Origin of the sequence: Paraperibacillus esterisolvens (assembly GCF_046237625.1) — a bacterium.
Classification (GTDB): domain Bacteria; phylum Bacillota; class Bacilli; order Bacillales; family DSM-1321; genus Paraperibacillus; species Paraperibacillus esterisolvens.
This window is the reverse complement of record NZ_CP143545.1, coordinates 2,518,079-2,542,041: the sequence shown is the minus strand read 5'-3', so window position 1 is coordinate 2,542,041 and position 23,963 is coordinate 2,518,079. Positions and strand designations below refer to the sequence as shown.

Sequence of the window (23,963 nt, the reverse complement as noted above, 5' to 3'; positions counted from 1 at the left end):
GTAAGGCGCAGGCCGATATGCCAGCAAGATAAATGATGGTCACACTAAGCTGCGGGAGAGTAAACTTGCAGCTGCCCCCCTTTTTCACAAAAGAAAACGGCCGGTTTGAATCGGCCGTTTTTTGTATAGCGTTAAAATACGGATGCGGATTTAATCACAGCGCTTTTCAGTGCATGGATACAAAGGAGAAGGTCTTTCTCAGAGCTGAAGACAGCCTGTGCTGCGGTAGCACTTCCGCCGCCCCTGCCATTGAACGAACGGAGATTTTCCTTAAACCATTTTGCCAAGGGAAGGCTGGACGAATCGGGCACTGCTATAAACAGGCGGCATTCCCGTGCATTGGTTACCAGCGCAGGCCGGCTGGATTGATCTGCGAGCTTTCGGCATAACGCCTGGTGTGAATCTTTCACATCGTCAGACTCATATTCGATGATGTTCCCGTTCTGCTCATGGATGATCCCTGCTGCCAGGTAGTCCAGATTTTCTGCCTGTAAGCGGGTGATTTCTTTATGGGCGGCTGCAAGATCCTCTTCAAGCCTGACAGCTTTTTTCAACACTTCGCTCGTGCTGGTGCTGAATCGGGATGCCAGTGCAGACATTGTGAGGTGGAGTTCCTGAAAAGCTTTAAGTGCCCTCCTCCCGCAAATGAAGTGGAGCCTGGTTTTGCCGCGCTGCTTTTCCGTCTTGAGAAGCTTCAGTATGCCGATTTCCGCTGTGCGTGCTACATGAGTGCCGCAGCATGCCGACACATCGATTCCTTCAATTGTAACGATTCTGATATCTTCTGTGACCTTAGGCAGCTTACGCAGAGGAAGTTTTTTCATTTCTTCATATCCTACCTGAAAAGCGGAGACGGGCCTGTTCTCCATAATATAAGAATTGGCCATATTCTCAATTTCATTCAGCTGCTGAGTGCTCAGCTCAGGCGTGTCAAGATCGATGGTCACTGAATCTCTTCCAAGATGGAAGCTGATAGTTTCATAGCCGTACAATTGCTGGCATACCGCCGAAAGAAGATGCTGGCCGGAATGATGCTGTGTATGTTCAGTCCGTCTTTCCCGGTTGAGGCGGCAAACGACTTCCCCGTCTCTGGGTATACTATTGAGCTTATGCTGGATAATGCCGTCTCTTTCTACAACATCCAACACAGGAATTCCATCAATTTCGCCGGAATCGGCAGGCTGTCCGCCCCCTTCAGGATAAAATGCGGTTTCTGCCAGGGAGATCATGTAGTATCCCTCTTCTTTTTCAGTATGGGTAACCGTTGTATGCCATTCTGTCAATTCCGGCTCCAAATAAAATAATTTTACAGTCATTTAACTTCATTCCCCTTGTCATTAGTTCTATGGGATAGAGTATACCATTTTTCGGGGCATGCCTCTAAAAACAGATTTGAAAAGGTTTTTAATTCTCATTAAATACTATAAACTAAAAAGGAAAATATAAACAAGAGGAGCTGCAAGCCATGATTGTAAATGAAAAAGAAATTTTGAAATACATAGAAAAACTGACAGCCATTCCTTCTCCATCAGGTTTTGCACAGGATGCGGTCGCGCATACTTCCGCAATCCTTGAGAAGATGGGAATCAAGCACCGCCTTTCAAATAAAGGAGCCTTGATTGCGACCATTGAAGGCCGTGACAGCAGCAGGCACCGTATGCTGACAGCCCATGTGGATACCCTCGGTGCTGTTGTAAAGGAGATTAAAGCGAGCGGCAGACTAAAGCTTTCAAAAATAGGAGGCTTTCATTGGAATGCGGTGGAGGGAGAGTATTGCAAGATACACACTGCCGGCGGAAAAGTATATACAGGAACCATCCTTATTCACGAGACAGCTGCGCATGTTTACAAAAATTCAGGCGAACTGAAGCGCGATGATGATTCCATGGAAGTGAGGATAGATGAGCCTGTAAAAAAACGGGAGGAAACGGAAGAACTCGGGATATCTGTAGGGGATTTTGTATCGTTTGAACCGAGGACAATTATCACAGAGAGCGGATTCATAAAGTCCAGGCACCTCGATGACAAGGCAAGTGTGGGAATCCTGCTCCATCTGATGCAGCTGGTCAGTGAAGAAAAGGCCGAGCTGCCATATACCACCCATTTTTTGATTTCAAATAATGAAGAAATAGGGTATGGAGGCAATTCCAATATTCCCGCCGAGACGATCGAGTATTTAGCCGTCGATATGGGTGCAATCGGTGACGGCCAGGAAACGGATGAATACAGTGTCTCCATCTGTGCCAAAGATTCCAGCGGACCTTATAACTACAAACTCCGCCAGCATCTGGTGGAGCTAGCGAAGAAGAATAACATTGATTACAAAGTCGATATCTACCCTTATTATACATCTGACGCCACAGCAGCCATTATGGCAGGTCATGATGTTGTGCACGGACTCATCGGCCCAGGCATTGACGCTTCCCATGCTTTCGAGAGAACTCATGTTTCATCCCTTAAGCACACTGCGAATCTGCTGTATCATTATATCTTTTCAGATTTGGCGTAAGTCCCCCAATATAATGAGGTACTTGCAAACGCGCTTAACCGATGCCCGTAGACAAAAAAGTCTATGGGCTGTTATTTTATTCCCGGTAGAATAGACGGCGATATTTTCTGGCAGGCATTCATCCTCAGCCATACAGTTCCTTCTAGGCCTTCTGGCATCACTGTACCGTACTTTGATTCATAAAAAACCCCTTTGAAGGGAAGATTAGGAAAAACGGCGTCGATTGAAATCCGGAAAATTCAGCTATAATTCATATTTATGACAGGACGAAACATATGAAAAAGATATTAAAAGGAATGTAAGAGCATGTGTTCACACCGGGCAATATAAGGTATCATGAGATCCAGCCTTAGTAAATAATAAAAGAGATAAGATTGAATGCAAGTATGACCTCTATTTCAAAAGATAAAAAGGCTGTAAGACCTATACAGCCTTGAGGAAAAGTGGTAGATTATAGAACGTACTTCTTTAAGTAAGATAAAAATGGGTTAAAATAGATAAAGGAGGTATTGAAGGATGGCGTATCTAGAACCTGGGGCAATTGTTTCATTAAAGGTCGACCGGGAAGCCAGTGCCGGTGGTGAAACTCCCTTCGGATTTTTCTTGACAAATGAAGAGGATGAGAGTGTACTCTTACATAAAACAGAGATCGAGGGCCATTTGGAGCTTGGAGATGAAGTTGAAGTGTTTCTCTACAATGATAAGCAGGGGCGGCTGTCTTCAACCATGAGGATCCCTTCTGTCCAGGAGGGGAAATATGACTGGGCAGAAGTCGTGGAAGTAAGATTTGATCTTGGCGTGTTCGTCAATATTGGGATTTCAAAGGATTTGCTCGTTTCACTGGATGATCTTCCTCTGATTGAAGATCTTTGGCCGGAGCCGGGCGACAGGCTCTATATCACATTGAAGACAGACCGCAGCGGCCGCCTTTTCGGCAAGCCGGCGACTGAGGAGATTATAAGTGAAACAGCATCAAGGGCCCTGTTCACGATGAACAACCAAAACGTTGCAGGAACTGTATACAGGCTGCTCAGGGCAGGATCATTTGTCATTACGGATGAAGGCTACCGTGGCTTCATCCATGAAAGCGAACGGAAGAAGGAGCCGCGGCTTGGCCAAAAAGTAGAAGGACGTGTCATCGAGGTAAAGGAGGACGGTTCTCTTAATATCTCCCTGCTGCCAAGGAAACAAGAGAAGCTGGGCGGAGATGCTGAAGTCATTTTGGAATACTTAATGTCCAGAAACGGAGCCATGCCGTTCAGCGACAAGAGCGATCCGGACGAAATAAAGACAAGGTTCGGGATAAGCAAGGCTTCTTTCAAACGGGCACTGGGCAAGCTGATGAAAGAAGGGCAGATCTATCAGGAAGACGGCTGGACCTATTCCGTGGAACTTCATCCGAAGCAAGGCTAGAAGACTTTATCTTCTAGCTTTTTTATTTGCTTCTGAGGCCGGTGATGATAAATAAGATTCCTGTGAGTATGCAAAATGTTTTAAGGAATGAGATTCTGCCCGTTAATCCAAAAATTCCAATTATCGTAGTCATGATCAGGACAGCAGGCCCTATAAGTGCCAGGATTGCATTAATGTTAAAAGCCTTCTCAAGACTATTGAATTTTAGCATCAAAAGGGCGGCAGTTATTTCGGTACAGCCTGATATAAACCGCAGCAGAATCATGGCAAGAAGAGCCTTTTCTATAAATGGGAACATGTAGTTCACAGACCTCCATTTCAGGTTGCTTATAGAAAGCATATGGTCTATCCCCTGCATATAGTCCGGGTTCGTCCCAATCTGTAAAAAATCAGGTAATGCAGCCCCTGTTATAGTGGCACCGGCACTAAAGGAGAGTTGATGGTCTTATAGAAATTGTTAGAGAAAAAGCCCTGCCTGAGATGTGGAGACAAACATATAAAGGGTTCAGCATGAATAGAATGTCAGGAATGGACAAGCTTTTTTTATTTTACAGGAATGGGAAGCGGTGTTATGTGGAGAAAAGGATGCATGGTGGCTGCAGGAGCTGTGATCCAGGGTTTTGGTATGGGAGTTTTTTTGTTTCCGCATGCCATTCCCTCAGGCGGAGCCGGTGGTCTTGCGGTTATCATAAATTACTGGTTTCCCCTCAATATAGGTATTGCTCTCTGGCTCGTTAATCTCTTAATGATGTTGCTCGCAATCAGATTTTTAGGAGGAAGAAGCACCGCATGGACAATCTTTTCAATATCAGGCACATCTTGTGCTATTTTTATATTTCAGGCACTGATAGAAATACCAGTGCGGAATCTCATCGCTGATTTGCTGCTGGGATCTATATTCCTGGGTATTGGTGTCGGCCTGCTGCTGCGGGAAGGTGTTTCAAATGGAGGGGTGGGAGTTATTGCTCTCATCATTTCAAATTCTAGAAACACTCTTCCTGGTAAGCCGCTTTTTCTGATTAACGGCTTTATATTCCTCCTGACCGCCTCCATCATCAAGTGGGAAATTATCATACAGGCACTGACAAGCCAATATATTTCGACTGTCATCGTCGACTTTCTCGGAAAAATGAATCCAGGCCAGGCATACAGCCTGACCTGGAGAAGAAAAAAATGAACTCATATATAGTCATAGCGTACCTTTGTTTTTGTATTTGGTGTCCCGTCTTTACCTTTGACATGAATCATAAAGACTGCTGCCAGTCCTACAAGCAATGTCAGGCATGCGAGTGAAAGGAACATTCCTGTCCTTGACCAGTCAATAAGCCTGGTAAAGACCGGCGGTCCTATTGCGACACCCAGAAACCTTACTGAACTGTAAATTGATGTAACAAATCCTCTATATTCGCTTCCAACTGAGCCAGTTATCAGGGTGTTTACGCACGGAAGAATCAGCCCGGTGCCAAAGCTTGAGATAATCAGGATAAACAGGAAAGGCACCAAAGATTTCACAAAAACAAGAAGGCTGTATGACAAAGCCATGCATATGAAACCAGTTATTATCAATTTTTTCATTAATTCAAGGTTCTTTCCGATACGGCTTCCAGTGATATAGGAAGACGCACACAAAACGAGAAGGGGAACGGCAAGAATCAGCCCCTTTTTGACACCATCAATTGCATAGGTCTTCTCAAGAATATCAGAGAGGTAAAATAGGATTCCAAAGAGCGAGAACAAACAGACCGCACCCGCAAGATAGGTAGCCAGGAGCCATCTCCAATCTTTTTTGTATACTGTTTTAATGCCTAGAAAATATTGTCCCGCCGGGGGCGGTGCTTTTCTATTCTTACTTTCATGAATGAAGAAAGAAGTCAGCAAAATTGAAAGTACACAAAAAACAGGAAAAGCGTAAAAGGGTGCATACCAAACAATTATACCGAACAACGAACCGAGTATAGGGGAGAGCACCTTGCCGAATCCGTTCGAGGCTTCCACAAGTCCCAGCACCCTGCTTTGCTCGCTTCCTTTGAATAAATCACCCGCAAGAGCCATTGCAATTGGAGCAGTCCCAGCCGCCCCGATGCCCTGAAGAAGCCTGCCGCCCAGAATCCATATATAGGGGCTTTCCAGTGCAGCTGAAGCAAAACCCGCAAGAAGGCCCCCGGCACCATACAAGATCAACGCGGGAATAATGATGATCTTCCTTGACAGCCTGTCTGAAAGATAACCGAAAATGGGAATGCAGATTGCGGCCGCAATGGAAAATACGGTAATTGTAAGACTGACTTGCAGGGCAGTCAGCTTAAGAGAGGATTTCATGGCAGGCAGGATCGGGATGAGCATCGAGTTCCCGAGTGTCATGATGAGCGGAATCGAACCGATAGCAGCCACAGACATGCCTTTATTAGATGTTGCCAATATATTCACTCCATTTCTGACTGCGCATCATTTAACCATAAGAGGCGGCGGGACAATCCAGCCTTTATCCTTAGTGACATCCAGCAGTTTCCCGGCATATTCAGCCAGCTGCGAATGTGTGGTATCAAACAGTTCGGTGATGTCCTTGCGGATGGATAAACCCATGATCATGGAGGCTGTCAGCATACCTCCATTTATTTCTTTTAAAACCATCGCAGCGATTTCCGGATCATAGAATCTCGCTCCTGCAGGAATATCCTGAACTTCAACATTTGGCCTGTCAGGGGGGGCCGGTGGAAGCCTGATCCCTGTTTCCTTCAGGATATTCTCGACCTGATCTGTCCCGGGCTTTAAACAATTGTCCTTCAAATCTCCCAGAAACAGCTTCAAATCATGATCCCCGGTATGATTAATCAGCACCTGCAGAGTGACTAATAATGCCTTTGTTTCAAAAAGGTTTGTCCAGAGATAAAATACTTCACCGGAATGAAGCGGTTCATCCTTTGGATTGCCGTTTAATATCCCCATACTCATTCTCCTTTAAAAGTTTATTGTTAGTATTACAAGAACCCTAATAAATATGTATTTCCTATTGCCGCATGCCTGTTGGGATACTGGCTGCCTCTGCTTCTTCAAGAAAAGAAACTACATTATTTTTGATGATATCCCAATTCGTAGTAATGATTTTCCGTTTGCGTACCCAAAGGGACCTGCAGCCGGCTGCTTGTTCAAAGGGCTGTACTGCATTCTTCCTATATTGGCCGCCGCGGACCAGGAGCACGGGCATCCTTAAGCTGTTTAATCTGGATGTAAAATTGAAGCCGGCTAGCTGCTGGTAATCGGATAACCAGACACGAATATCTGATTTTCTAATATGGTTTTTTAGAGTTTCGATAAATTCCTTTTCGGTAGCCAGGTGTCTCGCATATAGATGGATGGCAAGCTCTTCATTTAAGTCAAGAAGTTTAATTCCTATCCTTAAAAACAGCCTGTGCAGCCCTTCCACTTTCACATATCCATCCAGCAGGGTAAGCGATTTAATAAGATTGGGATAAGTGTCAGCAAGCATCTGAGCTGCTGCACATCCGGATCCATACGACACGAGATGCACTTTAGATAAACCCAGAATCTCTATCACCCTGACTACCTCCGTGACTCTGTCAGTGAGAGTCAAAGGCGGAGTCCCCCCCTGACTGTCGCCATATCCCCCCAAATCCGGAACAATGACCCTGAAGCGGTTTTTGAGACTGGCCACCTGTGACCGGAAAAGCTTTCTCCCCGCCCCGGGCGGATGGATGAAAACAACGGGTGAACCGGATCCTTCCTCTTCATAATAAATAAACTTTCCATTGTATTTTAGATGTTTGAGCATATTATGACCTCTAACCTTTTTGCTATATGTTGCCCAAAGTGCTGAGGAATACAAGTGCAGTCACCATTTTCACCCAAAATAAATCATCAAGAGGAAGGCCATACTATGCGGGCAGACGTTTATTTTGTTTCCAAAAGGAGTAGAACCATGGCTGAAGATAATAACGTAAAGGAAGAAAAGGTCAGCAATTGGTGTTTGATCAGCATGGCTTCGATCCCGCTGATCATGACACTGGGAAATTCCATGCTCATACCTGTTTTGCCCATCCTTGAGAAAAAAGTGAATATTACGCCCTTCCAATCGAGTTTAATCATTACGAGCTATTCATTAGCTTCCATTTTCTTGATTCCGATTGCAGGATATCTTTCTGACAGGATTGGCAGGAAAAAGGTCATTATACCGAGCCTTTTGATTGTATTGGCAGGTGGTCTTATTTCGGCCTTTGCATCATGGAAGATGTCTGACCCGTTTTGGACCATCATTATGGGAAGAATCCTGCAGGGGATAGGAGCAGCGGGGGCAGCACCCATTGTAATGCCGCTGGTTGGGGATCTGTATAAAAAAGAAGACGAAGCCAGTTCCTGCCTTGGAATAATTGAAACGGCCAATACGGCAGGTAAAGTTTTGAGCCCGATCCTTGGCTCCCTGCTGGCAGCTGTCATATGGTTCCTTCCTTTCTTTTCTATATCAGTCTTTTCAAGCATATCGGTCCTGATGGTGCTCTTTTTTATAAAAGCACCAAAGAAAACGGAAAAACCTAAAGAATTCAGGGACTTCCTTACAGACACAAAGAGGATTTTCAAACAGGAGGGCAGGTGGCTTTATACCATCTTCTTCATTGGATGCTTTGCCATGTTCATTTTGTTTGCGGCTCAGTTTTACTTATCTCAAGTACTTGAAACGAGATATGATGCAAAGGGAGTTGAAAAAGGACTTCTCCTTGCCATTCCCCTTGGCTTTTTATGTTTATCCTCTTTTATAACAGGAAGGAAAATTAAAGGTGATAAAGTGCTGATGAAAAAGCTGATTTATTATGGACTGGTGATTCTATCTGTTTCCATTGCTTTCACCAGTATGTTTAACTCGCTCTTTATCCTGCTTGGCGCCACAAGCATATTTGGCGCGGCGATCGGTTTGCTGCTTCCTTCCCTGGATGCTTTAATCACTGAAAATATTGAAAAGGAAGAGCGGGGCACCATCACGTCTTTTTACAGTTCGGCTAGATTTATCGGCGTTGCGGCCGGTCCGCCCGTCATGGCTGCCTTACTTAAAATGAATCCGTTTTGGGGATTTGCCGGATCTGCGGCAGGGGGTATTTTGCTGGTCTTCATCGTCAAAAAGTTTATTAGGGTAGAGGACGAAAGGGAAGGAAATAACCGTGGAGACAAAAGAGAACCGGCACCACAGACATAAGAGGAGGAGGGAGAAGCTTTGACAAAAGGACAGGAAAACCTGAATCAGTATAAGATGCCAAATGTACTGAAGGAAAAAAGGAAATCAGCATACAGAGTCGGATATACGGCAACAACAGGCAATGCGACCGGGGGCAATGATGAACCGGGCAAGCGCAGTGATTGGCCAAACTAAACGAAAGCAGCAGCTTTCGTTTTTTTTATTTCCTAACGTAACAATGTTATGTTACACTGTATGCAGGAGGTGGAAGATGGAAGATCAGCTTATATCCAAAAAAGACCTTTTAGAGCTGGCTGGCATCTCTTACGGACAGCTTTATAGGTGGAAACGGAAAAATTTAATTCCTGACGACTGGTTCATTAGAAAATCAACTTTTACCGGTCAGGAGACTTTTTTTCCAAGGACCAGGATGATGGACAGAATAGCGAAAATCCAGAATATGAAGGAAGGGGAAATGTCACTGGATGACATAGCCGCTTTCCTGGCGCCGGGAGAGTCTGGTGTTTCTGTTTCCAGAGGGGAACTTCTGGAAAACGGGATAATTTCTTCTGCTGCACTCGAAATAGCAAAGGCAGTGATCACAGAAGAACACCTGAATTTCTTCGAAGCGTTATATCTGAAAATACTCGATGTGATCCTTCACTCGGGAGAGGCGAATAAGGAAGAAGGCCGAATGGTCCTCGAATTTTTGTCTGCTCATGACAGTATAGTTAAGGAAGGAAGGGCTGTACTTTATATCTTCAGGAAGATGGGAGTCACATTCGTTATTTTAGGAAGGCAAGGGGAGCAGCTCTTTCCAGATAACCAGACTAAAACGGTACTCAGGCTGGAGATTGATCCTATCGGCGAGGAAATGAAAGAAGTATTTAATGGAGGGATAAAATGAATTCTCAAACGATATACCCGCTGCAGATTAATGGATCGATGACTGTACCTGGAGGAACCTTTTCCCATGTTGGAATCAATGGCTCTGGCAGGATTACCAGTGATTGTCAATGCGAGGAATTCTCTGTGAACGGAAATGCGCAGATCTCGGGATCAGTTACTGCAAAAGAGATCGAAGTGAACGGAAAAGCAGCCTTTCACGGGAAGATGAAAGCAGATGATATTCACATAAATGGCAAAGCCGAAGTTAAAGGAGAGCTTAAGGCCAATACTGTCGTGATACATGGTCATCTTGAGGCTGAGGGCGATGTCTCATCCGAAAGCTTCATCTCAAAGGGAAAAACTGTAATTAAGGGTAATTGTGAAACTGAAGTATTCGTGTCCAAGGGCGTGATAAATATAACGGAACTGCTGAATGCAGACAGTATTGAAATTAAATTAAACACAGACGGATATATTAAAGAGATTGGCGGCGGAGAAATCACAATAAAGAGAGAAGCTGTCCATAATGTATTCTTCGATAAACTGCTGTCTGTCCTGAGTTCCAGTAAACCCACAGGCTTAAAAGCCGAAATGATTGAGGGCGACCGTATTTATATGGAATACTGTACGGTCGGTACTGTCCGTGGAACAGACATAGAGATTGGCCCAGGCTGCAGCATTGGCAGATTGGAGTTTGGGAATGATCCTAAAATAGACGGTACTTCCACTGTAAAGGAGAAGTGCCGTATCTAAAATAACAGCCTTTCCGGCAGCTAGCCGGAAAGGCTGTTTCAATGATTGGTGTCTCTTTGGTTCTTTTTAAAAGGCATCCACCAGTTCCATTCACCAAGCAGTTTCATAAGGGAAGGAACCAGGAGCATTCTAATGATGGTCGCGTCAATCAAAATGGCGATAGCAATCCCGACGCCTATCTGTTTGACGGGCATGACCCCGGTAAATGCAAAAGCACCGGTAATGACAATCATGATCAAGGCTGCAGAAGTAATAATTTTGCTGGTGGAGCTAAGCCCCTGGACAGTAGCAAGATCATTGTCTCCCGTTTTTTCATAAATTTCCTGAATGCGGGAAATGAGGAAAACTTCATAATCCATGCTCAGGCCGAACACAAGACTGAATACAAATATCGGCAGCATCAAGGCAATGTCACTTCCCTCCGGTGCTAAATGCCCTTCTTGGAAAAGCCATACCAAAATGCCAAAGGTCGAAGTCAGACCCAATATATTCATAAGTATTGCTTTTAAGGGAATCACAATGGATTTAAATGCTGCCATCAGGATGAAGAAGGTAGATATCAGAATGATGGCAAATCCAATCCCCGCTTTTTCATAAATCTCATCAAATATTTCCTGATAGAATTTCACTCCTCCCCCGAATTGAAGAGGATAATCCCACTCAGCCCTGCTCCACTCCCTGACCCAATCCTGGGCCTTTGCAGACTTTTCCTCCTCGCTTAAATGAACGGTCAGGAGAAGGTGTTCCCCCTTAATGAATTCCTCCCTAAAAGGTTTAATCTGATTGGCAAAGCGGGGATCCTCCAGGGCAGCACCCAATTCCCCGCTTGAGTCTGTCCCGCTCACACTGTAGAGCGAATCGACCGAGTCAACAATCGGGTCATCTTTCAGGGAATCGATCAGCTTTTTCATGGATGAAAGTCCTTCAGGATCTATCCATTCCCCCGGTCGCTTTGCTGTCACATAAACAACACTTCCTTCATCAATATGGAAGGCATCCGATATCTTTTCCATTGCCTGTCGTGATTCGTAGTGTTCCGGAAGCGCGTCGACTTCTGGAATAGCCAGCCGCATACTGCCCGCCGGGAGGATTCCCACCGCAAGAATGGCAAGGGCCCCTGCACTAATCAATACTGGATGCCTCATCACCAGCTTTGCGAATCTATTCCAGCCATTGCCGGGCTTATCAACAGGCTTTTTCAGAATCCGCCATTTATTTATATTTTCACCCAGTACCATAAGGATTGAGGGCAGAAGGGTCAGAGCCGAAAGAACGGCCACAGTGACCACAACCATCCCCCCTATGGCAACTGTCTGGAAAATGGATATGTCGATCACAAGCATAGCGGCGAGCCCGATAAAAACACACAATGCTGAAAAGAGGATGGATGTGCCCGCAGTCCTTATTGTGGTCTTAATGGCTTGCCCCTTGTCTCCTTTAAGCAGCTCCTCACGGAAACGATTAATGAACAAGAGGGAAAAGTCTATGCTTAAAGAAAGCCCGATCATGGGAATAACATTTAATACAAAAACGGAAAGCTGCATTTCCCTGCCTAAAAAGTCCAGTATCCCAAATGAGATGGCCACTGTTATTCCTCCAATGATTATGGGGACAACGGAGGCAGCCAGCGACCCGAAGGCAAGGAGCAGGACAATGAGGGCAACAGGCAGACCGATGAGCTCCGCACGTTTTAAATCATCCTGGCTTGCTTTGTTCATGTCATTAACGACAATCGGTGTGCCGGTCAAGGACACTCCCGGTTTACCCCCAATTGTTTGATTCAGCAGGTCTGTTTCTTTTCCCATTTCATCCTTGGTTTTGTTGAATTGAATGGAAGCATAAGCAATATCCGGTTTATACATTCCTTTATCCTGAAGAGGAGAAAGAATGCTCTCATGTATACCGAGACTTTCCACTTTATGCAGCTGGCTTGCAATCATTTTTTTAAATTCATTTTCAGACTGCCTGCCGTTCCTTTCAAACAAAATCAGCACACTCGTGCTCGACCTCTTGAAGACAGTGTTCAATTCCTTTTCTACATCCTTGAATTCACCCTCAGTCTCGAAGCCGTCGCCCTTTAGATTAGAAGGGAGATCTAGAGCCGCAAATCCTAAGCCCCCCAGCAGGACGATCCAGCAGATGACAAGGAAAATCCGGTATTTCACTATGATGCGTCCAATAAAATTCATAAAGTGCTCTCCTTATAGTCCTTTTTCCAAAGTATATATGAACAATGTATAAAATACCCTTTTTTACATAAGCTAAATGCAATTATTCGTGAAAAAAACGAAATATGCAGCAGCATAGATGCACGTGCTGTAAACCGGGAGGAAGTAGGATGTACGCCAAAAGGCCGCCTATAGAGATGGAACCGATCATTGAAAGTACTGATGTCTATTCCTGTGAAGATGATGGATGCAATGCATGGATGAGAAAGGAGTTTGTCACTGAATCTTTAAACTGCCCGCTGTGCGGCAGCACTATGATGGAAGAAGTGCGCGATCTTCCCCAGATGAAGAAAAGCTTTAATTTTTATTGAAACAGCCCGCATTCATGAGCGGGCTTTTTTTTTAGGATATCCTGAATTTATTTAAGGAAGTCATTCAGTGCTATAATGGAAGGGAGATAACAGTTTATTAAAAAAAGAGGGGAATTTATGTTTGATTACCATGTACATACTGAATTCTCGGCTGATTCTAAAATGCCGATGGAAACGGCCTGCAAGACAGCGCTTGAACAAGGGATAACTGAAATAGCCTTCACAGAGCATGTTGACTACTTCTATCCTGGAAGTGACCTGGTTTGGGAATTCAACTACGATTCTTATGCACAGAAGATAGATAAACTTAGAGAGGAATACCAGGGAAGACTTACCATACTAAAGGCTGTGGAAATGGGTCTCCATCCTTCTTCCTTTGCTAAGAGCAAAGCTTTTACAGATAGTAATGAATTTGATTTCATTATCGGTTCGGTCCATATTGCCGGAGGGCTCGACCTTCATAATGGCGATTTCTTCAAGGATAAAACCCTTCACGAATCCCTCGAAGCTTATTTTGAGGATATGAACGGCTATGTTAAAAAGTATCAGGATTTCAATATCCTGGGCCATCTGACTCTTATCAAAAGGTATTTGCATTTTGTCGATGCGGACTGGAGGGATGTAAAGTGGCATTCATATTTTGATATAATAGAAGATACTTTCAAACATCTAATTCAAACAGGAAGGGGCATTGAAATCAATTTGTCGGGTTTTCGGTACCGGATAGATGTTCCGCTTCCAAATCTCCCATTTGTCCAGTTATATAAGCAAGCTGGCGGTGAAATTATCACGGTCGGCACAGATGCACACTCTAAGCATTTTATAGGCAGGCATATGGAGGAAGCATTTTCTATACTTAAAGCAGCGGGATTCCAATATATCGCGTCCTACAGAAAAAGAAAGCCAGTCTTTCACAGGCTGGATACCTTCATCTAAGTGTGAAAACAAAAGAGAAAAAGTCTGCCGTTTTGCGTGGCAGACTTTTTTTAATCATTTAACTGGTGTTATTCCTTCCTGGATGGCAACGGGCACTTTCCTGTATAATCTGCTGCCAAGCTCAGTCTGGAGCATCAGAAACAATCCGCCTGCCGACCAATAAAGCGGCAGGGCAGCAGGAGCATTAAAGGAAAACAGAAGGATCATGAGCGGAGACATGAGACCCATCACTTTCATGGATTGCTGCTGTTCCTGCGGCATATTGCGAAGCGACAGCCTGAATTGAAGATAATAAATGACTGCCGCTGTGATAGCCAGCAGATGATCTGGATGGCCAAGGCTGAACCAAAGGAAGGAATGTGTCGCGATATGGTGTGAACCTTTTATAGCATAATAAAATCCGGTCAGGATCGGCATCTGAATCAGGATTGGAAGACAGCCGATGTTCATCGGGTTAACACCATGTTTTTGATAAAGTCCCATGATTTCCTTTTGATACTGCTTTTGCTTTTCGGAATCCTTGGTTTCTTTCAGTTTCTTCTGGATAGCTGTAAGCTCGGGCTTAAAAGCCTCCATCTTGTGTTTCATCTGAGTCTGGGATTTCATTTGCTTCAGAGACAGCGGCATCAGGGCCAGACGTATGATCAGCGTCATACAAAGGATGCTGAGGCCATAACTTCCATGAAAGAAAACAGCAAGAAATTCAATAGCCCCGGACATGGGGTTTACAACTAAAGAATGGAAGAATGAACCTCCGGAACCCGGGGAAGCAGAGCATCCTGTCATGGTTAAAATAGCAAAGGCAAGAAGACTTAATGCAAGAATGTACTTTTTATTCAATTTATTTTCCTCCTCGTATGAATCTTGTTACATTGCTGCGAGAAGGGAATCTGGCTTATCAGCATTCAAATGGCCGGCTTTTCTTCTAATCATGCCAATCATCCGCAAAATCGGGATGAAGCAGCAATGATATGTCTGCTGGCAGAAAGAAGCAGGTGAATCCTTTTCAGAAAATGCCTCATTTTTTTGGAAGCGGTGAAACTCTCCGGAAAGGCAGAGTGCAGCCAATGGAAGAATAAGTGTAATTAAGAATCCTGCCCAGATCGCTGTCTTCAGCAGATGAATATCGATCTCCAATAAGCTTTCCAGCATAGCACTGCCTCCCCTCCGAATTAATATATTTCTATTTTACCACGGATGATTCCATTCCTCCATGGATGGAAGAACCTGTAAAGAATAAGAGAGCCGTGAATGCGGCTCTACTTATTTTCCTGATTCTTATTATATTGCCGGGCAAGCAGCTCCTTCGTTTCGTTATAGCTCAGGCCGGAATTTTTATTCAAACGCTTCACTTCTTCTATATCCGTTCCAGCCTTTGTGAATTCAGTCCCTTTTTTCATAGGGGGATGCCCTCCTATAGGTTTTCATTTTGCTGTCCTGCTTCCTTCTCTGCGATGAATGCGTTGGCTGATTCCAGTTCCTTATGCTGGTCTACAGAATCACCAGGGTAGTGCCTGGAGGTATCTGAGCCGATTACAGGCTCTTTTGCTGCCGGCACTTGGGTATGGTTGAAAGCTGTGCTGCCAGAATCCATCCTGTCACTCCTTTTTTTATGATAGGATGCCAAAAGAGTCACCATTTATACTTAGAGTTTTGGGTGGAATCCTTTATCTAAATCGAAGATAAACTCTATTCGTGATTTTCCTGCCTTCCATTTTAATTGCCACAATAAGAAAGGAAAAAGCAGTTCCGAAACGTACAATGGAAATGATATTCATGGCTGCATGCATGCCGGCCTGATTTAGGATAAATATGCCAAGCTGTGGTGCAATGAAACCGATAATGGATAGAAAAAAATTGTAATTAGCGATATAGCTTGTCCTGTTTTTCTCTGGGGAAGCCTTTAGCAATTGGTTGAATAATAGCAAATTGGTGCCTGCTACGAATATTCCTGTCCAGAAATTGACTGCCGTGATCCAGAGAAAATGGGTTGAAACCATATTCAAGGCAGGGGCAGTCGCCATGCCGGCAGCCGCTGCAAAGAGAATCATGCTATTTCCGTATTTATCTGCATACTTAGCCCACCATTTTATGCTTAGTATCTGGGCTGCCTGATTAGTAACACCGAAAATGCTCAGCCAAAGTGCAGTAGCGTGTGCGTCCTTAATCTGGTAAATGCTGAATAGGGACCACGCCATCTGGGCTGAAAAATTATACAGCAGTGCGCAGATTAAAAAGGCCGTATACGGTTTATGCCTGAAGACTTCGAGAGAAAACTTCCGTTTGGGTTTGTCCTCTTTTTTATAACTGGTTTGTTTGTCTACATTATGCCTTGTTAAAAAGTACACCTCTGCAAGTGCAAAGGCAAAACCTCCGAGCAGCAGAACCTGATATGGAAATGAATTTTCCCTGCTGTAATGTTCAAGGTATAAACCTGTTCCAAACGTCACGATGAGGGCAGCAATGTTATTTACTCTATTCCGTGTGCTGAAAAAATCCCCTCTCCGTTTTTCAGGGATGATTTCCCCTATCATGGTCTGCCAGGATAAATTAGCCAGGGCCCCCGGGAAATTTAAGAAGGCAATCAGGAAGACCAGCAGCCAGGGTGATAGTGAATCCGGAAAAAATGGGACAAAAAAGATGAGCATAAATATAAATCTGGTGGCAAAAGTAGAGGCGACAGTGAAGGTTTTCTTGCTTTTTACGCGGTTCAGCCACATGGCTCCTGGAATGAGAGCCAGCATGCCGATGATGGATGGAAGTGAAGTAATCAATCCCATCTGCTGATTGCTTGCGCCCAGTGCACCTAAAGCGAGTAAGGGGATATAGCCATTTACTGCATTGACTGACACGGTCTGTGCAAGTCCGCTGTATATACTGGCTTTTTCATTTTGTGATAATTTCAAGTAGTACGAACTCCTTATGTTTTTTTAATTTCCGAAAGTGATTGTAAAACTTTGCTTCTCAAATTACAAGAGTGCACTGAAAAAACAGGTAAATATACATAAGTGCTCAGATAAAAACCGCCTGGGTATAAAAAATCCAGGCGGTGAAAAAAGAATGACAATCCCCTTTAAAGTTTTTGTATATCTGACAGGCTGGACATTGTGTTTAATGCAATTCAGAAGAAAGAATCTTCATCAATCAGCTGGCGATATGCCTCTTCGGCTGATTCCTGTGTCGAAAATAATGCATCATCATCCTCAATAACATGGAAGGTCTCGTTAAGGAATAAAGCCAATTCATCTGGATGATGAGGATGTGCTACAATTTCCGCCGTTCTGATATTTGAAACTGAAGGAACATGGGGATTGTTGTATATAACAAAAACCTCATCCCCTGCGGAAAGTTCGTCACGGTTCACGGTACTCATCAAAGCACCCCTTTCTTTTCTTATTGAAATCTATATTAGTTTGTGTACAGGACAGCATAATTATAAAAGGCTCTTTTCTAATGGTTGTTACTTTCCTAAAGTCTGTTCAGGGAAGTCATAAAAGCCTTGTTGAAGGCGAGAAGGCTATCGGAAGCGGAGGTCAGCTATGTACTTAAAACTTTAGACCCCTCTAAAACTCACCAGAAAAAAATTATCTTCTATAATAGAGTCTTTTGGGAGGCTCGGATTACTTCCTGTTATTAAAAACCTCAGAATTATGATTACCAGGAGTTTTTTCAAGGGAGATCGCCCGGTACGTTTATATTTATAACAAGAAGGGAAACTTATCCCTATAGCAATTATATTAGTTATTGAAAGGAAGACGGACTATGCTTTGGACTCTTATTGGTATACTGCTTGTGCTTTGGATATTGGGTTTAGTGTTTAAAGTGGCTGGCGGATTGATTCACATCCTCCTTGTGATTGCGGCAATCGTCTTTATAGTGAAATTTATAGCAGGCAGGGGCAGAGGCAGAGGAGGGATGTAGTATTGAACCGGTTCATCCCTCAGGAATCCTCAGGATGAACCGGTTTTTTTACTTTAAATCCTGATCCAGGCTGCACATAAACATAAAATGATGGAAAATATGCTGATTACAATAAAAATCCTGCTTTTCATTTTATTCCTCATGATGACAATTCCCCCTATAATATTTCAAAATGATTTCAAGACCATTCTAAATTAAAAGTACCTCGCGGGTGCTTTTTTTTATGGGCGGCATTAGAAGAGAAAAGGTGTAAAATCCCTGTTATCGCAAAGAAAAGTGATGATAGGCAGGTGTTTTTTCACAGAGGAGATTGAGTAGTAAAAAGACCTTAAAACAGGGTTAAATAATTTGAATATTCAGACAATATGTAAAGTGAGCGTCATATATATGTCATGAAAGTCATCCAATTTATATCTCCCTGTTCTTTATAACGCTCTTTTATCTGTTATGATAGATGACATTAGCGAACAAAGAAGCACTAGGGAGGAATATACATATGAAAAAGACTTTATTCTCATTAGTCGCAGCGGCGGCGCTTACAGGTACAGCAGGAGTGAACGCCCAGGCAGAGGAAATTGTGGTTAAGAAGGGCGACACTTTATGGAGAATCAGCCAGAATCATGGAGTGGCAGTTTCAGAATTAAAGAAATGGAATCATTTAAAGAGCGACATCATCCATCCGGAAGATCGTTTGACAGTTTCGCCTGATAAGCACCACAACGTCTTAAAGGGAGAAACACTTTGGAGCATTGCGGATAAATATGGAGTTTCTGTATATAATATTAAGAATTGGAACCATCTAAAGTCCGACATTATTCATCCGGGACAAGATCTAAAAGTAAACTCAGTATCTTATGTGACACCGCCAAGCAAATCAGGCACACCGGTAAGCAGTAAACCTATAGCTGCACAGCCAGCGGCAGTAAAAAGCGAGTCAAAACCGGCAGTTCAAGGAAAAAGCATCAATGTTAGGGCCACTGCTTATACTGCAAGCTGTGAAGGATGTTCCGGCATTACAGCAACTGGTGTAAACATCAAGGACAATCCATCTGCAAAAGTGATTGCTGTTGATCCAAAAGTCATTCCGCTCGGATCCAAAGTCTATGTTGAAGGGTATGGCTATGCGACTGCCGAAGATACAGGCGGAGCGATTAAAGGGAACCGTATCGATGTCTTCATTCCTGAAGAGCAGAATGCCCTTGCGTGGGGATCTAAACAAGTAAAAGTAACTGTAATAAAATAATTAGAGTACATCAGGCTGCCCCTTACAGGGGCAGCCTTTTTTGGTTTTTACCAGAAGGCGGACGCTTTATAAATGGTTCTATTTCAACACGTGAGGATGATTCTTGATGCCGGAACTCTTCTTTCCTGCCTGGTTAGTCAGGAGCTGTTTTTCAGGTGCTGCCTCAGACAGCCATTCATTCTGCCTGCTTTTACCGGTTTCAGCTGAATTTTTCTATCTTAACAGGTTTTGCATATTCTGTTCAGGTTTCCAGCCGGCTAAATGCGGGAAAGAATAAGGGCGTGATGTGAAATGTTGAGAGGAGCCGCCTATATGGATATGTTAAGCAATACAAGGGCCAAGGAGGCAGCTGACCATGCTTCCCGTCAGATGAGACCTTGGATGTTAAAGTTCGCACGAATTGGTTTCATGGCAAAGGGAGCTGTTTATATTTTAGTTGGGGCACTTTCCTTTTTAGCAGCAATTGGAGGGGGCGGACATGCAAAGGGCACTAATGGGGCAATGAGCTCTGTTGCTGCCAAGCCATATGGGGAAGTTCTTTTATGGCTGTTGGCTATCGGACTGGCCGGATATATCTTTTGGCTCGCAGTCCAGGTATTTAAAAAAGATCTTTCAGAAGAAAATAAATACAAAGAGATGTTGCAGAGAGCGGGTAATGCAATCTCATGCGGAATCTATATTGCCTTGACATTCAAGGCAGTATCGCTTGCAATACATGCAGGCAGTTCAGGAAACGCCAAGGAGGCATGGACAGCTAAGCTCCTGGCGACGGAAATTGGACCATGGGTAGTAGGACTGGTAGGGGCAGGCATAATCATTTATGGCATAAAAGAAATAGTCTTGGCGGTGAGGGAACGGTTCCTGGGCCAATTCAAGACGGAAGAAATGGATGAAAAAGAAATCCTGGCAGTAAAGAAAGCGGGCAAGGCTGGCATCATTTCAAGAGGGATGGTTATCATTGTTCTTGGATTTTTTGTCATCAAGATGGCGGTGACCGTCAATCCGAACAACCCGAAGGGAATGGACGGTGCGCTTCAAAAAATCCTTGCACAGGAATATGGGCCGTGGATGCTTGCAGTCCTATCAATCGGTCTTGCGCTGTATGGTGTATATGAAGTCCTGAAAGGTAAAAATAAACACATAACCATCTAACAATTTTTATCTTCTAAAGTTTATTTGATCGTCGTGCCGGGAATAGAATATTACAACAAAATATTCGAGAGTAATCATTCGTCAGTAAAAAGGACGCTTGACATTATATTTAAATCATAGTATTATAAGTACTTGGTTTCATTTATATTAGTTGAGAATATTAAATGAAATATCGAGGGTAATTAAATCGCAGAATTTTATTATTTAATTACAATATGATATTTCCGCTTAATCGAACCCAAGTGCCGGCTGCAGCACTTATTAAGCTGAGGTAATACCGGAATATAGCAATGCTGGCTATATCAAATCAGTTACGATAATTCAAAATTAGACACGGTATTGCCGTATACAATAAAATTTTGCTGAATGAGTCAAAACCTTATTTTTTCGACTGGCGCGACCTAGGAGTCGCAGGATGGAAGAGAGGTAGGGCTTTCATATTTAGGTTTTGAATGTTGATTACTCTCACCTAAATATAACTTGCTTTTTCGCAGGTTCCAATTTTTAAAACAAATATTTGTGAATAAAAAGGTGCTGCCTTCGGGGCTGGCACCTTTTTCAATTGGTTTGATTAATTCCGGAGATTGTAGTCTTATTATACATAAGGAGCAATGAGGACAAATTATGTTAAGGCCGGGTGAGTGTATGGAAGAAATTAAAGTTTCAGTCAGACCATTGGTCGAATACGTATACCGGGCAGGAAGCATTGAAAGGGGTTTCAAATCACAGGCATCAATGACAGAGGGAACCCTTGCCCATCAAAAGGTACAAAAAAGCTATAATGATGGGGACCAAAAGGAAATGCCGCTCACTGCCGAATTGGAAGCAGAAGGCATTCAATTCAGGATTGAAGGGCGATGTGACGGGATTCTGGCGGCTGATGATGGTATTGTGATCGATGAAATTAAATCAACAAAAAGAGATTTAAACGAAATAGATGAAGGCGGATATCCCGTTCATTGGGCACAGGCAAAATGCTATGCCTATATGTATGCACATGCATATGAGGTATCCAACCTGACCGTCCAGCTTACCTATGTACATCTGCCAACTGAGGAAATCATCAAATATAGAAGGAAATACACCGCTTTGGAGCTCGAGCGCTGGATGAAGGAACTGCTGGCTTTATATGTTCCATATGCCAGACTAAGGCTGAAACTGCTCAAAGAAAGAGAAATCAGCATAGCGGCGCTTCCATTCCCCTACCAGTCTTACCGGAGGGGGCAAAGGCATTTTGCCGGGGCGGTTTATAAGACCATTACTGATCAAGCCAGCCTTTTTGCCAGTGCTCCTACAGGAATAGGTAAGACCATCTCTGCCCTGTTCCCATCATTCAAGACAATGAGGGAGGGCAGGATAAAGAAAATATTTTATCTGACTGCAAAGACCATTACCAGGCAGGTGGCCGAGGATGCATTATTGCTCATGGAGCAGAAGGGCCTCAAAGTGAACTCGGTGACCATTACTGCAAAAGATAAGATATGCTTCCAGGATAATCTTTCTTGTTCACGGGAAAGCTGCGCATATTGTGAGGGCTACTATGACCGGATAAATGGTGCTGTCATGGATGCTTTATCAAATGAATCCATCATGACCCGTGAAGTCATAGAGAAATATGCAAAGAAACATAAAGTCTGTCCTTTTGAGTTTTCCCTGGATCTTGCTTATACAGCCGATATTGTTATCTGCGATTATAATTATATATTTGATCCGAAAGTGTCGCTTAAGAGGCTCTGGGATGAAGCGAAAAATGAGAGTGTGCTTCTCATTGATGAAGCTCATAACCTCGTAGACCGGTCCAGAACCATGTTTTCAGCAGAAATAGTCAAATCGCTTTACCTGGCTTTAAAGCGGGAGTATAAAGAGGCAAGCCAGCGGGTATTCATGGCATCTAAAAAAATAAACGATTTTTTCATCGGGGCACGGAAAGAAGTTCCTGCCTCTAATTATTTATTGCAGACCGAATTGCCCCGGGAACTTCTGGCGCTGCTGGAGGAGTTTTGTGATGCGGCGGAAGAAGAGCTTCTTGCTGCTGGCTCTTCCTCCCAGCCGGAATTGCTGCTGGAGGCTTATTTCGGAGCCAATGATTTTTTAAAAATCTCCAAATTATTCAATGATGATTACGCTTGTATGTATATGAAGGAAAATCAGGACTTCTCCATCAAATTACTGTGTCTGGATGCCTCTGGATTATTGGGAAAGGCGGGAAACTTGTATGCTTCTAAAATCTTTTTCTCTGCGACTCTCCAGCCTATACAGTTTTACAAAGACATGCTTGGTGCGAAACCTGAGGATTATACCATGATTTTACCGAGTCCTTTTGAAGCGCAGCAAACCCAGGTATTCATTTACCCTGTATCTACACGATATCTTGACAGGCAAAAAAGCCATCATCCTATTGCCAGCGTAATTAAAAATGCGCTCCTCGCTAAACAAGGCAACTATCTTGTATTTTTTCCTTCCTACAGATACATGCAGGATGTTCTCTTTGCCTTGGAGGAAATCGGACATGATGCCAATCTGATCATTCAAAAAGCACAGATGACAGAGCGGGAAAGGGAAGAATTCCTTGCCTCTTTTAAAGCAGGGACAGCAGGTGTTCATGCAGGTTTTGCGGTTCTTGGCGGCATCTTTTCAGAAGGAGTCGACCTTAGGGGCGACCGCTTGAATGGAGTGATGGTTGTAGGAGTCGGACTCCCCCAAATCGGTATTGAAAGAAATATCATGAAAGAACATTTTAATGAATCAGGCAGGAATGGCTATGATTACGCCTACGTTTTCCCGGGAATGAACAAGATCCTCCAGGCGGCCGGCCGCCTGATCCGGTCAGAATCCGACACCGGGACCATCATCTTAGCTGATGACCGTTACCTTACCCGGAAGTATCAGGCCATGCTGCCCCCCGAGTGGCGCGATTATACTATCCTTAAAGGTAAATTAGAGGATTAGCCCTCTAAGGTTTAGGGTACATATAAATATCAGCTAGGAGGGATATAATGACTGAAAAATCAAATGCTCGTCCAGAGGATGCCGCAGGAAAAAGCTATAACCCAAAAAACACGACCATTAAGGATGAAACATTAAAGGGCCTTGAAAAGACCCATGATCAGGTGATGGACTATTACGAAGGTCCTGCCGCTGAAGAGCAGAATGACAGCAATAATAAAAAAAATTAAAGAGCGTGTTGCACGCTCTTTTTATATTGATTTTTTTCATTATTTGCCCGAGAATTAGATAAAAACGGAGAACTAATGATGAAGAAATTTCATTGCTGTGCCACCTGCATCCATTTTAGTGCGAACAGAGATCGAGGTGAAATGAAATATAAATGCACCAGGCTTGGGTTTGATACGATGCCCCGCTATCGGTTCAATTGCTGGATACCGAAAGAGCAGGTAGTGAGGCAGATAAAGAAGGAAGAAGACAG

At 43.7% G+C, this 23,963-nt stretch carries 26 protein-coding genes; 14 read left to right on the top strand and 12 right to left on the bottom strand.

Features of this window, described 5'->3' with window-relative positions; all coding sequences use genetic code 11:
* Window positions 1-131: 131 nt before the first annotated feature.
* On the bottom strand, window positions 132-1,316 hold the full coding sequence (locus tag V1501_RS12835) for an alanyl-tRNA editing protein (protein WP_409288658.1): 1,185 nt from the start codon (window positions 1,314-1,316) through the stop codon (window positions 132-134).
* A 152-nt stretch (window positions 1,317-1,468) separates the two neighbouring features.
* Here V1501_RS12835 and V1501_RS12830 point away from each other — a divergent pair, with 152 nt between their 5' ends.
* Together V1501_RS12830 and V1501_RS12825 are read left to right on the top strand one after the other, a co-directional pair.
* Window positions 1,469-2,509: a M42 family metallopeptidase gene (locus V1501_RS12830; RefSeq protein WP_409293346.1), complete on the top strand. Its 1,041-nt coding sequence runs from the start codon at window positions 1,469-1,471 to the stop codon at window positions 2,507-2,509.
* A gap of 516 nt (window positions 2,510-3,025) precedes the next feature.
* Window positions 3,026-3,922, top strand: coding sequence for a S1 RNA-binding domain-containing protein (locus V1501_RS12825; protein ID WP_409288656.1), 897 nt, complete (start codon window positions 3,026-3,028; stop codon window positions 3,920-3,922).
* Between the two features lie 22 nt (window positions 3,923-3,944).
* On the opposite strand, the gene V1501_RS12820 is transcribed toward V1501_RS12825, so the two are convergent.
* A complete protein-coding gene (locus V1501_RS12820; RefSeq protein WP_409288654.1) occupies window positions 3,945-4,262 on the bottom strand; it encodes a YqhV family protein in 318 nt (105 codons plus the stop codon).
* 231 nt (window positions 4,263-4,493) lie between these two features.
* Here V1501_RS12820 and V1501_RS12815 point away from each other — a divergent pair, with 231 nt between their 5' ends.
* On the top strand, window positions 4,494-5,099 hold the full coding sequence (locus tag V1501_RS12815) for a YitT family protein (protein ID WP_409288652.1): 606 nt from the start codon (window positions 4,494-4,496) through the stop codon (window positions 5,097-5,099).
* A 2-nt stretch (window positions 5,100-5,101) separates the two neighbouring features.
* Here V1501_RS12815 and V1501_RS12810 read toward each other — a convergent pair whose 3' ends face one another.
* From V1501_RS12810 to V1501_RS12800, 3 genes are all read right to left on the bottom strand, one after another.
* The gene (locus tag V1501_RS12810) at window positions 5,102-6,319 is read right to left on the bottom strand and encodes an MFS transporter (protein ID WP_409293344.1); all 1,218 of its coding nucleotides are present in this window, start codon (window positions 6,317-6,319) and stop codon (window positions 5,102-5,104) included.
* 48 nt (window positions 6,320-6,367) lie between these two features.
* Window positions 6,368-6,868 carry a DUF3231 family protein gene (locus tag V1501_RS12805; RefSeq protein ID WP_409288651.1) on the bottom strand — a complete coding sequence of 167 codons (501 nt, stop codon included), beginning with the start codon at window positions 6,866-6,868 and terminating at the stop codon, window positions 6,368-6,370.
* A 61-nt stretch (window positions 6,869-6,929) separates the two neighbouring features.
* Window positions 6,930-7,712, bottom strand: coding sequence for an alpha/beta fold hydrolase (locus tag V1501_RS12800; RefSeq protein WP_409288649.1), 783 nt, complete (start codon window positions 7,710-7,712; stop codon window positions 6,930-6,932).
* A gap of 147 nt (window positions 7,713-7,859) precedes the next feature.
* On the opposite strand from V1501_RS12800, the gene V1501_RS12795 reads away from it, so the two are divergent.
* From V1501_RS12795 to V1501_RS12780, 4 genes are all read left to right on the top strand, one after another.
* On the top strand, window positions 7,860-9,125 hold the full coding sequence (locus V1501_RS12795) for an MFS transporter (RefSeq protein WP_409288647.1): 1,266 nt from the start codon (window positions 7,860-7,862) through the stop codon (window positions 9,123-9,125).
* Between the two features lie 18 nt (window positions 9,126-9,143).
* Window positions 9,144-9,299 carry a hypothetical protein gene (locus tag V1501_RS12790; RefSeq protein ID WP_409288645.1) on the top strand — a complete coding sequence of 52 codons (156 nt, stop codon included), beginning with the start codon at window positions 9,144-9,146 and terminating at the stop codon, window positions 9,297-9,299.
* Window positions 9,300-9,375: 76 nt separating this feature from the next.
* Window positions 9,376-10,011 carry a DUF4004 family protein gene (locus tag V1501_RS12785; protein WP_409288644.1) on the top strand — a complete coding sequence of 212 codons (636 nt, stop codon included), beginning with the start codon at window positions 9,376-9,378 and terminating at the stop codon, window positions 10,009-10,011.
* Window positions 10,008-10,745 carry a polymer-forming cytoskeletal protein gene (locus V1501_RS12780; RefSeq protein ID WP_409288642.1) on the top strand — a complete coding sequence of 246 codons (738 nt, stop codon included), beginning with the start codon at window positions 10,008-10,010 and terminating at the stop codon, window positions 10,743-10,745. Before V1501_RS12785 ends, V1501_RS12780 begins: the two co-directional genes overlap by 4 nt.
* A 38-nt stretch (window positions 10,746-10,783) precedes the next feature.
* Here the strand turns inward: V1501_RS12780 and V1501_RS12775 are convergent, their stop codons facing one another.
* Window positions 10,784-12,934 (bottom strand): MMPL family transporter, encoded by a 2,151-nt coding sequence (locus V1501_RS12775; RefSeq protein WP_409288640.1) that lies wholly within the window; start codon window positions 12,932-12,934, stop codon window positions 10,784-10,786.
* 149 nt (window positions 12,935-13,083) lie between these two features.
* On the opposite strand from V1501_RS12775, the gene V1501_RS12770 reads away from it, so the two are divergent.
* Together V1501_RS12770 and V1501_RS12765 are read left to right on the top strand one after the other, a co-directional pair.
* Window positions 13,084-13,284 (top strand): cold-inducible protein YdjO-related protein, encoded by a 201-nt coding sequence (locus V1501_RS12770; protein WP_409288639.1) that lies wholly within the window; start codon window positions 13,084-13,086, stop codon window positions 13,282-13,284.
* Between the two features lie 117 nt (window positions 13,285-13,401).
* Window positions 13,402-14,220 (top strand): histidinol-phosphatase HisJ family protein, encoded by an 819-nt coding sequence (locus tag V1501_RS12765; RefSeq protein ID WP_409288637.1) that lies wholly within the window; start codon window positions 13,402-13,404, stop codon window positions 14,218-14,220.
* A gap of 54 nt (window positions 14,221-14,274) precedes the next feature.
* Here the strand turns inward: V1501_RS12765 and yidC are convergent, their stop codons facing one another.
* From yidC to V1501_RS12735, 6 genes are all read right to left on the bottom strand, one after another.
* Window positions 14,275-15,060, bottom strand: coding sequence for a membrane protein insertase YidC (yidC, locus tag V1501_RS12760; protein ID WP_409288636.1), 786 nt, complete (start codon window positions 15,058-15,060; stop codon window positions 14,275-14,277).
* Window positions 15,061-15,087: 27 nt separating this feature from the next.
* Complete coding sequence (locus V1501_RS12755) at window positions 15,088-15,372, bottom strand: hypothetical protein (protein ID WP_409288634.1); 285 nt, start codon at window positions 15,370-15,372, stop codon at window positions 15,088-15,090.
* Window positions 15,373-15,479: 107 nt separating this feature from the next.
* Window positions 15,480-15,620 carry a hypothetical protein gene (locus V1501_RS12750; RefSeq protein ID WP_409288632.1) on the bottom strand — a complete coding sequence of 47 codons (141 nt, stop codon included), beginning with the start codon at window positions 15,618-15,620 and terminating at the stop codon, window positions 15,480-15,482.
* Between the two features lie 14 nt (window positions 15,621-15,634).
* Window positions 15,635-15,814 (bottom strand): hypothetical protein, encoded by a 180-nt coding sequence (locus V1501_RS12745; protein ID WP_409288631.1) that lies wholly within the window; start codon window positions 15,812-15,814, stop codon window positions 15,635-15,637.
* A gap of 73 nt (window positions 15,815-15,887) precedes the next feature.
* Window positions 15,888-17,126 (bottom strand): MFS transporter, encoded by a 1,239-nt coding sequence (locus tag V1501_RS12740; protein ID WP_409288629.1) that lies wholly within the window; start codon window positions 17,124-17,126, stop codon window positions 15,888-15,890.
* A gap of 215 nt (window positions 17,127-17,341) precedes the next feature.
* Entirely contained in the window at window positions 17,342-17,593 is a 252-nt protein-coding gene (locus V1501_RS12735; protein ID WP_409288627.1) for a transcriptional regulator SplA domain-containing protein, read from the bottom strand.
* A gap of 389 nt (window positions 17,594-17,982) precedes the next feature.
* On the opposite strand from V1501_RS12735, the gene V1501_RS12730 reads away from it, so the two are divergent.
* From V1501_RS12730 to V1501_RS12710, 5 genes are all read left to right on the top strand, one after another.
* Window positions 17,983-18,141, top strand: coding sequence for a lmo0937 family membrane protein (locus V1501_RS12730; RefSeq protein ID WP_409288625.1), 159 nt, complete (start codon window positions 17,983-17,985; stop codon window positions 18,139-18,141).
* 496 nt (window positions 18,142-18,637) lie between these two features.
* Window positions 18,638-19,384, top strand: a complete 747-nt coding sequence (locus V1501_RS12725) for a LysM peptidoglycan-binding domain-containing protein (RefSeq protein ID WP_409288624.1) — start codon at window positions 18,638-18,640, stop codon at window positions 19,382-19,384.
* A 312-nt stretch (window positions 19,385-19,696) separates the two neighbouring features.
* Window positions 19,697-20,536 carry a DUF1206 domain-containing protein gene (locus tag V1501_RS12720; RefSeq protein WP_409288622.1) on the top strand — a complete coding sequence of 280 codons (840 nt, stop codon included), beginning with the start codon at window positions 19,697-19,699 and terminating at the stop codon, window positions 20,534-20,536.
* Between the two features lie 645 nt (window positions 20,537-21,181).
* Entirely contained in the window at window positions 21,182-23,485 is a 2,304-nt protein-coding gene (locus V1501_RS12715; RefSeq protein ID WP_409288620.1) for a helicase C-terminal domain-containing protein, read from the top strand.
* 47 nt (window positions 23,486-23,532) lie between these two features.
* Window positions 23,533-23,712, top strand: coding sequence for a DUF4025 domain-containing protein (locus tag V1501_RS12710; protein WP_409288618.1), 180 nt, complete (start codon window positions 23,533-23,535; stop codon window positions 23,710-23,712).
* Window positions 23,713-23,963: the final 251 nt, after the last annotated feature.